This is a genomic window from Pseudoduganella sp. RAF53_2 (assembly GCF_052113985.1).
In the GTDB taxonomy this organism is placed as follows: Bacteria; Pseudomonadota; Gammaproteobacteria; order Burkholderiales; family Burkholderiaceae_D; genus Rugamonas.
In genome coordinates, this window is record NZ_JBFRDW010000150.1 from 1 (window position 1) to 10,384 (window position 10,384).

The window sequence follows — 10,384 nt, forward strand, 5'->3', positions numbered from 1 at the left end:
GGTGTACCTGATCGCGCCAAACGTCGAGAACAACGGCATCATCACTTCGCCCAAGGGCGACATCGTCCTGGCCGCAGGTCAGAGTGTGCAGCTGGTCGATTCGGCCAATCCGGATGTGCAGGTGGTCATCTCCGCGCCAAGCGATCAGGCGCTGAACCTGGGCCAGGTGGTGGCACAGGGCGGACGCATCGGCATCTATGGCGCGCTGGTGAATCAGCGTGGCGCGGTCAATGCGGACAGCGCGGTGATGGGCGAGAACGGCAAGATCGTGCTGAAGGCCAGCGGACGCACAACGCTCGAAGCGGGCAGCGTCACCAGCGCCCGCGGCGCAGGGAAGGGCGGCGATATCCAGGTCCTCGGCAAGCAGGTGGCCCTGACCGGCGATGCCCGCGTCGACGCCAGCGGCCAGCAGGGCGGCGGCTCGGTGCTGATCGGCGGCGACTACCAGGGCGCCAATGCCTCGGTACAGAATGCGCAGCAAACCTATGTCGGCAAGGACGCCATCGTGTCCGTCGACGCCATCGACAACGGCGACGGCGGCAAAGTCATCGTCTGGGGCGACGACGCAGCGGCCGTGCACGGCCAGATCTCCGCACGCGGCGGCGCAGCCGGCGGCAAGGGCGGCTTCATCGAAACCTCCGCCCATTCGCTGGACGTAGCTGGCATCCATATCGACGCCGGCGCTGCACAAGGCAAACACGGCACCTGGCTGCTGGACCCCTACGATCTGGAAATCACCTCGTCCGGCGGCGGCTTGATCGAAGACCTGCTCGGCTTCCTCGGCGTGCCGGGTTTGCCGACCAAAGTGGCTGCCTCGGTACTTAACGCGGCAACGGCCGACGTTCTACTGCAGGCCAAACATGATCTGACCGTATCGAGCGCCGTCTCTATTGGCGCATCCGGCGTGAATCTGCTGGCGCAGGCGGGTAATAACGTCAATGTCAACGCGGCCATCACCACCAATGGCGGCATGATCACGCTGTCCGCCAATGACGCGGCAGCGGGCGCCAGCGGCAGCGGCGCCGTGAACGTCAGGGCTAATTTGAATGCCGGCAGCGGTGACGTTAACTTGAATGGCGCCTCGATTAATCTGTCCGGCGGCACGCTCAGCGCCAACAACGCCTGGATCACTGCAAGTAAGGGCGCTATTGCCGTGAACAGCAAAGTGACCGCGCAGAACGAAGTGGCGCTGCTGGGTAGCGGAGCAATCACACAGACGGGCGTGATCACCGCAGACACGCTGTATGCGAAGGGCTCTGCGATCACCCTGAGCGCGAACAACGCCATCAACAGCGTGGCGGCGCAAAGCGCGGGCAATATCACCGTCACATCGACGAAGGACCTCACGCTGGCTTCAACCAGTCAGGCCGCCGTCGACCATGGCATCGACTTCCACGGCGTGAATTCAACGGGCAATGTGACACTGAGCGCTACCAGATTCAGCCAGGATTATGATGCACCTGTCTCGGCCAGCAAGCTGACGTTGAAGACCACGGGCAGTGTCAGCCTCTCGTCTTACGATAATCATGTGGACCATCTGCAGGCAGATGGTGTGCGTACTTTCTACTACGTGGATAGTGGCGCGCTGACCGTTGATTCGGTTTCCCTGTCCGGATCGGGAGACTCCCAGATCCATATCGAAGCAGGTGATCTGAATGTGACAAAGCTGGATGCGCGCACCAGCAGCCTCCAGCTGACCGGCAATAATATTACGCTGGCCAGCAGCGCTTCCGTGAAAGGCAGTGCCATCAACCTGGAGGCCGACGGCGCATTGACGACCGGTGCCAACTCCAAAGTGGAAGGCAACTGGATTACTTTCACCGGATCGAGCATGGCGCTGGGCGGCTCAGTCAAAGCGACCAAACTGGGGACCAGCGATAACTCCGGCACCGTGACACTGCGCTCCTCAACGTCGGGCACCATGACGCTTGGCGGCGCCCAGCAGGCGACCGAAACGGGTCTGGTCTTGAGCAACGATGAGTTGAAAAGGATTAGTGCCTACACCATCTTTGTGGACCACAACGGCAGCTACGGCGAGGCTTATGGTGCTTACGGCGGCTATGGTGGATATGGTGGTTCCGTGTTGCTGGATGGCCTCGATCTCACCACTGGCCTGCTGACCGGTACTTTCAAGGTCGCAGCCGGCAACGACATTGCGCTTGCGAATTCGGTGAAGCTGCCATCGACGGTGACCCTGGACTTGAGCGCCGCCAGCACGCTGACCAATAATGCGATGGTGTCCGCTGGTTCGGTCATCATGGCCGCAGGTAATCTCGATCTGACCGGTAACGCCGGCACGGGCATCAATGCCAACAGCGGCAAGGGCCGCGTGGAGCTGTATAGCGGCGGCTCGATCGGTGTCGGCGGAGCTAATGCAGTCGGCGGCCCGGCTAACTTTATCGGCGACGCCGCATTGGCAGGGATCAATGCCGGAACTCTCTCCATCGCTTCCGGCGACAAAGTTGCAGTCACCGGCGACGTGAATATGCCAAAGCTCAGCTTCGAGCTGACTTCGGAAGGAGTGAACGGCGTTGTCGTTGCCGCCAACCTGACCGGTAATTCCGTTGAACTGAAAGGCGATGTGGTCGATATTTCGGGCACGTTGACCGCCAATCAGGCGTCCCTCCGTCCTTACACGGGCAGCAACGATATCGTGGTGGGGAGCAGCTGTTCCAATCAAAACTGCTTCTCTGTAAATCAGCTGGCCAATGTGCACGCCCAGACGATCGGCATCGGTTCGACCGATACGGACATGACAGGTTCGATCTCGATCGCAGGTATCAGTGGTCTGGACGCGTCCACCACGCGTATCGGCCTGCTGTCCAACACTGGTGGCATCACGCAGTCCGGCGCCATCAGCGTGCAGGAACTGGGTATTGAGGCGGGCGGTAATGTCTTCCTCACTAATTCGGCCAACCACGTGAACAAGCTTKCCGCCCAGGTAGGCGGGCACCTGAACTTCACGAATGACCAGGATCTCGCCGTAGCGCGCCTGCAGGGTGGCTCCGGTAGCAATACCTACGATGTGAATGGCATCACCGCGGCGGAAGATGTGACGCTGGATGTGGCAGGTTCGCTGACGCGCAGCGATGGCGTCATTACCGCCAACGCGCTGACAGTCACTGCTGCCGGCAGCATTGGTGCCAGCAATGGCGCCTTGCTGACACAGGTGAATGAGCTGAGCGCTGAAAGCAGCGCTGCCACCGGCACGCTGCCGATCAATATCACCAATAACAAAGCAGGCTATTCTCATCAGCTGACCGTCAAGAAGCTCAAGCTCCAGACGGGCAATGCCGGCGGCATCACGCTGGACAATTACGGCGCTACCATCATTGATGCCGGCGCAGTAGTGGCCACGGACAGCGGCAATATTTCGATCACTGCGCACAGTCCATTGACGGTGCTGGGCAGTATTACTTCCCATTCCGGCTCGATTTCGCTGGAGGCAGGCAGCACGGGTTCTGCCGGAGATGACTTGACGATTGCCGCCGGCGCGACGGTGCAGACGGCGACCGGTAATATTCGTCTGACGGCCGGGGATCAAATCAGCACGGCCTCCGGTACGGTCGCGGCACCAGCCGGCAGCATTTCGAAAATCGACGATACCAATATGCCGGTCGTAGAGCCGCCGGTTACGCCGCCGGTAACGCCACCCGTGACGCCGCCAGTTGAGCCTCCCGTAACGCCGCCAGTCACGCCTCCGGTTGAGCCGCCAGTGACTCCACCGGTCACACCTCCGGTCGAGCCCCCCGTGACGCCACCGGTCACCCCGCCAGTTGAGCCGCCTGTGACGCCGCCGGTTACTCCGCCGGTGACGCCACCAGTGACGCCGCCGGTCACACCGCCGGTGGAACCGCCTCCAACGGCCGATATCTGCACGATCGCGCCGTCGTCGGCGCTGTGCCAGGTGTTGGCGCCGCCAACCAGCTCGCAGCCGAACAAGCCGGTGAATCTCGCGCAGAACGAGGTGATCAATCTCGTCAACAGCTCGAAGCCGAGCGGCGCGCCGACGCAGCCGGCGAGCAATACGTCCAGCAGCTCGTCCAGCAGTTCGTCGGGCGGCGGGGCGGGCGGTCCATCTTCAACATCCAGCACGCCGGATGACAAGAAGCTGGATAAGGAGAAGGACACTGCAAGTACCGATAAAACTGGAACGAAAAATGATGTCGCCAAAAAAATGTACTGCAACTGAGTTTGCACTGCGCTGCCTGCTCCTGCTGGCATTGTGGACCACGGGATCGCTGGCGCTGGCTGCGCCGGTGGTCGGTATGATCGTGCAGTTGAGCGGACCGCTGGTGGCGAAGAAGCCGGGCGGAACGCTTAAGGTGCTGTCGATGAAGTCCGAGGTGGAGAACGGCGATACGCTGGTCACCGAGAAGAACACCTACGCCATGATCAAGTTCATCGACAACAGCGAGATCACGCTGCGTCCTGGCACCACGATGACGATCGAGAACTTCAGCTTCGCCAGCGATAACAAGGATGGCGATCACGCCAACTTCAATCTGGTGAAGGGCGGTCTGCGTTCCGTCACCGGCCTGCTGGGTAAGCGCAGCAAGGAGAAGTTCGAGCTGAAGACGCCGGCGGCGACCATCGGCATCCGCGGCACCACCTTCATCGCGGAGATCGTGCCGGTGGACGAACAGCGCGCGCTGGCTCTCGCGATTTCCTTCCTCAACGCGAGCACGGCATCGCTGCCGGTCGCCAGCGATGCGGGACCAATCGCACCTGTGATGTTGGCGCAGGCTATGCCGCCACCAGGTCCAGTCGGTGGTCTCACTCCTGGCCTGTACGTCCAGGTACTGGACGGAATGATTCACGTGTCCAACTCTGGCGGGACGTTGAATTTCGCGGCCGGCCAGTTTGGTTTCACTCCGAGCGTAACCGTGCCGCCGATTATCCTGCCGGCCAATCCGGGCCTGAAGTTCTCACCGCCACCGTTATTCAATTCTTCTTCGGCGCCAGCGGCGGGCTCCAGCCCTCCGAAGTCCAACGAAGTCGATTGCATCGTCCGGTAAAAAACACTTGACCTTCCCATCATGGGATACTTGATGCTGTAGCCATGATCACTGGCTTAACAGGTATCCATGATGAGTAATTACCAACAGACCGTCCGTATTGGAGGGATGAGTTGCGCGTCCTGCGTGGCGCGCGTCGAGAAGGCGCTTGCCGCCGTGCCGGGCGTGGGGCGTGCAACGGTCAATATCGCCACTGAGACGGCGCGCGTCGAATCCGACGCGCCGCTGGAGTTCTGCGATCTGCAGCAGGCGGTCGAGAAGGCGGGTTACGAGGCCGCGCCCGAGGAGCCAGAATTGGCGCCGGCCAGGGTTGCCGAGGTCCCCGCCACAGGGGGCAACGCACCGGCTCCTGCCATGCGCGAGTTGGCCATTCCCGAAGGCGTGGCGGTTGCGCTGGCGGCTGTCCTGTCCTTTCCCTTGCTGGTGCCTATGGCACTTGGCTGGTTCGGCATCCATTTCATGCTGGACGCCCGTCTTCAGTGGTTGTTGGCCACACCCGTCCAATTCGTCTTTGGTGCACGGTTCTACCGCGCCGGCTGGAAGGCGGCGCGCGCCGGCGCCGGCAATATGGACTTGCTGGTGGCCCTTGGCACCAGCGCTGCCTACGGCCTGAGCGTCTATCTTCTGCTGACAACCTTCGGCCAGCATCTCTACTTTGAGGCTTCGGCCGTGGTGATTACGCTCGTCCTGCTCGGAAAATGGCTGGAAGCGCGCGCCAAGCGGCAAACGACTTCCGCCATCCGCGCGCTGCAGCAGCTGCGTCCTGCCACCGCGCGGGTGCGGCGCGATGATGGAACTGAGCGTGATGTGTCGGTCAACGACGTACATCTCAATGACCTGGTGGTTGTTCGTCCCGGCGAACGCGTGGCAGTGGACGGCGAAGTGGTGGAGGGCAGCAGCCATGTCGATGAATCCCTGATTACCGGTGAAAGCTTGCCCGTGGCGCGCCACCCCGGTGGCCATGTCACGGGTGGCTCGATCAATGGCGAAGGCCTGCTGATCGTGCGCACCACGGCTATCGGTGCAGAGACCACGCTGTCGCGCATCATCCGCCTGGTGCAGGACGCGCAGGGCGCCAAAGCTCCCGTTCAACGGCTGGTCGACCGTGTCGCTGAGGTTTTCGTGCCCGTGGTGCTGGTACTGGCGGCATTGACGCTACTTGGCTGGTGGTTCGCCAGCAGCGATTTCGAACGCGCCACGATCAACGCGGTGGCGGTGCTGGTGATTGCCTGTCCGTGTGCACTGGGCCTGGCCACGCCGGCGGCGATCATGGCCGGCACTGGCGTCGCGGCACGCCACGGCATACTGATCAAGGACGCGGAGGCGCTTGAACTCGCGCGCCAGGTCGATGCTGTGGTCTTCGACAAGACGGGCACGCTCACGCAGGGCAAGCCGGTGCTGGCGGCACTGCTGCCAGCCGGCGTCAGCGAAGATCGTCTGTTACAGCTGGCGGCAGCCATCCAGCGCAATAGCGAACACACGCTGGCGCGCGCCGTGCTCGATGCGGCTGCCGCGCGCCTGTCTGCGGTGGATAAGGCCACGGCGGACGCTAACGCTGCGGCCCGCAGCGCTGCGGGGCACGCTGGCGCATCTGGCGGCGCAGGTGTCTTCGGCAACGCAGGTGTCTCCGGCAGCGCAGATGTCTTCGGTAGTACAGGTGTCTCCGGCGGCACGGGCGTCACAGGCAGCGACGGCGCTAGCTGGCAGCGCATGGCGCCGCTGGCATCGGCGGTGAGCGCGCTGCCGGGGCGCGGGATGAGCGCGGTAGTAGATGGCGCGGCGCTCATTCTCGGTAGCTCCGGCCTGATGCAGGAACGCGGCGTAGATATCGCCCCGCTGGCGTCCCGGGCGCAGGAACTTGAAGCCAGCGGCCATACCATTTCCTGGCTGGCCGACAGTGGCAAGCATGCGCTGCTTGGACTGCTGGCCTTTGCCGACCTGCCCAAGCCATCAGCGCGTGCGGCCATCGAGCGCCTGCATGCACGCGGCATTCACACCGTCATGCTTACCGGAGACAACGAAGGTAGCGCGGATGCCGTGGCGCAGCAACTCGGCATCCGCGAAGTGCGCGCCAACTTGCTGCCAGACGGTAAAACGGCCGCACTGAAAGAACTTCGCCAGCAAGGCAAGATCTGCGCAATGGTCGGCGACGGCATCAACGACGCGCCCGCGCTGGCGGCCGCTCATGTGGGCATCGCCATGTCCACTGGCACCGACGTCGCCATGCATGCAGCAGGCATCACGCTGATGCGCGGCGATCCGCGACTGGTGGCGGATGCGATCGACATCTCGCGCCGTACCTTCAGTAAGATCCGACAGAACCTGTTCTGGGCCTTCATCTACAACCTCGCGGGCATCCCGCTGGCGGCGTTCGGCCTGCTGAATCCCGTATTTGCAGGCGCCGCGATGGCGCTCAGCTCCGTCAGCGTGATCAGCAACGCACTGCTGCTGCGCCGCTGGCAACCAGCAAAGGAATCGACATGAATATCGGACAAGCCGCCACCGCATCCGGCGTCAGCGCAAAAATGATCCGCTACTACGAAAGCATAGGCCTGATCAAAGCCACTGCGCGTACGGACAGCGGCTACCGCATCTACGGCGACAAAGACCTGCACATGCTGCGCTTCATCAAGCGCGCCCGTAATCTGGGCTTCTCGCTGGAGCAGATCCGCGACCTGCTGTCGCTATGGCAGAACGAAGACCGGGCCAGTGCGGACGTGAAGAAGATCGCGCTGGGTCATGTGGCGGAGCTGAATCAGCGCATCCGCGAGCTCACCGAAATGCGCGACACCTTGAGCACGCTGGCTTCCTGCTGCCACGGCGATGACCGTCCCGATTGCCCGATCCTGGAAACGCTGGAATCAGCGCAGGAACATGTAGATGGTTAGCACCACGCCAACGCATACCACGAAGATGCGCATCATCTGCGGCGGCAGGCGGTAAATCAGCCAGGAGCCAATCAGGCCACCGGCGACGCCGCCAACGCACAGCGCCAGTGCCGCCGGCCAGCTGATCAAGCTGGAGAAGGCGAAGATCACGGTGGCGGACGCATTCATCGCCATCGCCAGCATATTCTTGGTCGCAGTGGCGGCGCGGATCTGCTGGCCGGCAATGGTCAGCGTCGCCAGCATCAGGAAGCCGATGCCGCCGCCAAAATAGCCGCCGTAAATGGCGATACAAGTCTGCGCCAACATCAGTGCCCATGGAGGCATGCTCGCAGCAGCGTGCACTGGGGCCTTGCGGAAAGCGCCCCAGGCAAACATGGACGTCGCAAACAGCACCAGCCACGGCACCAGCTTGGCGAAGAAGGTTGGTGGCGTGTAGCTAAGCAGAATCGCGCCAAATGTGCCGCCGATGATGCTGATGATGAACATCTGCTTGAACGTCAGCGGACCAACATCGCTCACCAGCTTGCGTCCCGCGATGGCGGACGTGGTCTGGCTGGGGAAGAGCGCAATCGTAGACGTCATATTCGCCGCGATCGGATTCAGGCCCGCCAGCAGCAGGGTAGGGAAGGTGATGAACGAACCGCCGCCTGCCAGCGCGTTCTGCACGCCCGCGAACAGGCCCGCAGCAGCGACCAGCAAGATGGTATGAAATTCAAGAGGTGGGACGGCGGACATGATGGCAGGTTCGGGACGTAGAACGTTTGATTCTACACCGACCCTGCCGGGCTTGCAGGCGGCCGCTCAGGCAGCTTTTGCCGTCGCCGCGGCCGCCACCGGCGCCGCGAGCCGCAGCGCCAAAGCGTCCACGTCACGCTCGGCTTGCCCAATCGAGCGCTCCAGCCGTTCACCACCAAATTCGTCGTATTCGATGGCCACTCCGTGCGCATCCGTGATGCCGATATAGGCGAAGGCCGTGCGCACTGATGATTCGACGTGGTTGCTGTCCGCCAGCCGGTCGCCGTAGCCGTAATCGCCGCGCGAAGACAGGATGATCAGGCGCTTATCCATCTCCGCCAGCATTGGCCAATACGGCACATCGCCACGCGAACGGTCGAAGCCGAATGTGCGTCCGACACGGACGATATTGTCGATGTAGGCTTTGAATTGCGCGGGCGGACCGAAGTTATACATCGGGACGCCGGCCACGATGATATCGGYGCGCAGCAGTTCCTCTACGAGCGTATCGCTGGCGGCCAGCACGGCGTGCATCCACGGTTCGCGCTGCGCGGCAGGCGTGAAGGCTGCGTGAATCCATTCGCCGGTGACGGGCGCCGGCGCTTGGGCGCCGATGTCGCGATAGATGACTTCTGTGCTTGTGTCATGCGCCAGCCAGCGTTCGACAAAGCGAGCGCTCAGCCGGCGGGTATGCGAGCCATGTGCGGTTTCACCCGAGCGGCCCGGACGGGCGCTGGCGTCAATATGCAGCAAGGTGGTCATGGGTATTCTCCTGTGGTTGGGGATGGCCTCCACTGTGCCGCTGCCGCGCGGCGGCGACAAACGATCATTGCTCACCCGATAGATGAGTTATAGTCATGTATCATGCACCGACGATTGCCATCACTCTCCGCTTTACGTGCCTTCGAGGCCGCCGCCCGCCACCTGAGCTTCAAGCTGGCGGCGGAGGAGCTGTCCGTCACCGCAACGTCGATCAGCCATCAAATGAAGGCGCTGGAGGAAGCGCTGGATTGCCGCCTGTTCGTGCGCAAGACGCGCGCAGTGGAGTTGACGGAGCAGGGCCGCATTCTGCTGCAAGCCACCGGCGCCGGATTCGATGCCATTGCGGCAGGCGTGGAAAGTCTGCGCAATGCCGGGCGCCGTACGGTCACGCTATCCACCACGCCGGCCTTCGCCGCCCGCTGGCTGGTGCCGCGTCTGGCCGCATTCCAGCAGGCGCATCCCGGCATCGACCTGCATGTGCAGGCGACGACGCAGGTGGCCGACTTGCGCAGTGGCGGGGCCGACCTGGCGGTGCGTGGCGGACGGGGACACTATGCGGGCTTGCAGGCGACGCTGCTGATGCGCGGCGATTACGCGCCCGTTGCCAGCCCGCGCCTGAAACTGCGCCGGCCGCGCGACCTGCTGAAGCATCCATTGATCCACTTCGAATGGCAGCGCGGCGGCAGCGGCGCGCAGACCTGGGCGCGCTGGGCGCAAGCGGCGGGGCTGGAATTGGAGGCCTCCGCCGGCATCGTCTTTTCTGAAGAGAGCCATGCCGTGCAAGCTGCCATTGCGGGGCAGGGCGTGGCATTGGCATCCCTGCCGCTGGTGAGCGAAGAGATCGCGATGGGATTGCTGGAGGCGCCGTTTGCGCCGTTGTTACAGGGTTTCGATTACTATTTGGTACGGCTGGAAGACAGGGAGTTGTCCGCGGCCGCAGCAACCGTCGAATCCTGGCTCACCGGCCAGGCAACGCAGGAG

General features: G+C 62.9%; 7 protein-coding genes. 5 read left to right on the top strand and 2 right to left on the bottom strand.

The genetic code is table 11. The annotated features are described in order from the left end of the window. The 4 genes from AB4Z11_RS11250 to cueR all read left to right on the top strand — a co-directional run. On the top strand, window positions 1–4,192 hold a 4,192-nt coding region (locus AB4Z11_RS11250), incomplete at its 5' end, for a beta strand repeat-containing protein (protein WP_442025335.1). After that, window positions 4,161–5,018, top strand: a complete 858-nt coding sequence (locus AB4Z11_RS11255) for a FecR family protein (protein ID WP_442025336.1) — start codon at window positions 4,161–4,163, stop codon at window positions 5,016–5,018. The genes AB4Z11_RS11250 and AB4Z11_RS11255, both read left to right, overlap by 32 nt. A 69-nt stretch (window positions 5,019–5,087) precedes the next feature. Continuing rightward, window positions 5,088–7,502, top strand: a complete 2,415-nt coding sequence (locus AB4Z11_RS11260) for a heavy metal translocating P-type ATPase (protein WP_442025337.1) — start codon at window positions 5,088–5,090, stop codon at window positions 7,500–7,502. Further along, window positions 7,499–7,906, top strand: coding sequence for a Cu(I)-responsive transcriptional regulator (gene cueR / locus AB4Z11_RS11265; protein ID WP_442025338.1), 408 nt, complete (start codon window positions 7,499–7,501; stop codon window positions 7,904–7,906). The genes AB4Z11_RS11260 and cueR overlap by 4 nt, the downstream gene beginning before the upstream one ends. Here the strand turns inward: cueR and AB4Z11_RS11270 are convergent. Together AB4Z11_RS11270 and AB4Z11_RS11275 are read right to left on the bottom strand one after the other, a co-directional pair. Further along, window positions 7,880–8,641, bottom strand: coding sequence for a sulfite exporter TauE/SafE family protein (locus AB4Z11_RS11270; RefSeq protein ID WP_442025339.1), 762 nt, complete (start codon window positions 8,639–8,641; stop codon window positions 7,880–7,882). The two genes, cueR and AB4Z11_RS11270, sit on opposite strands and share 27 nt — an antisense overlap. 66 nt (window positions 8,642–8,707) lie before the next feature. Beyond that, window positions 8,708–9,403, bottom strand: coding sequence for an FMN-dependent NADH-azoreductase (locus tag AB4Z11_RS11275; protein WP_442025340.1), 696 nt, complete (start codon window positions 9,401–9,403; stop codon window positions 8,708–8,710). Window positions 9,404–9,505: 102 nt separating this feature from the next. Between AB4Z11_RS11275 and AB4Z11_RS11280 the strand changes: the two genes are divergently transcribed. Further along, window positions 9,506–10,384: LysR substrate-binding domain-containing protein (locus tag AB4Z11_RS11280; RefSeq protein ID WP_442025341.1), on the top strand; the 879-nt coding region annotated here is incomplete at its 3' end.

Coding starts and splice junctions, on each gene's coding strand:
- AB4Z11_RS11270 (WP_442025339.1), bottom strand. CDS start 8,641: ATGTCCGCCGTCCCACCTCTTGAATTTCATACCATCTTGCTGGTCGCT.
- AB4Z11_RS11255 (WP_442025336.1), top strand. CDS start 4,161: ATGATGTCGCCAAAAAAATGTACTGCAACTGAGTTTGCACTGCGCTGC.
- cueR (WP_442025338.1), top strand. CDS start 7,499: ATGAATATCGGACAAGCCGCCACCGCATCCGGCGTCAGCGCAAAAATG.
- AB4Z11_RS11260 (WP_442025337.1), top strand. CDS start 5,088: ATGATGAGTAATTACCAACAGACCGTCCGTATTGGAGGGATGAGTTGC.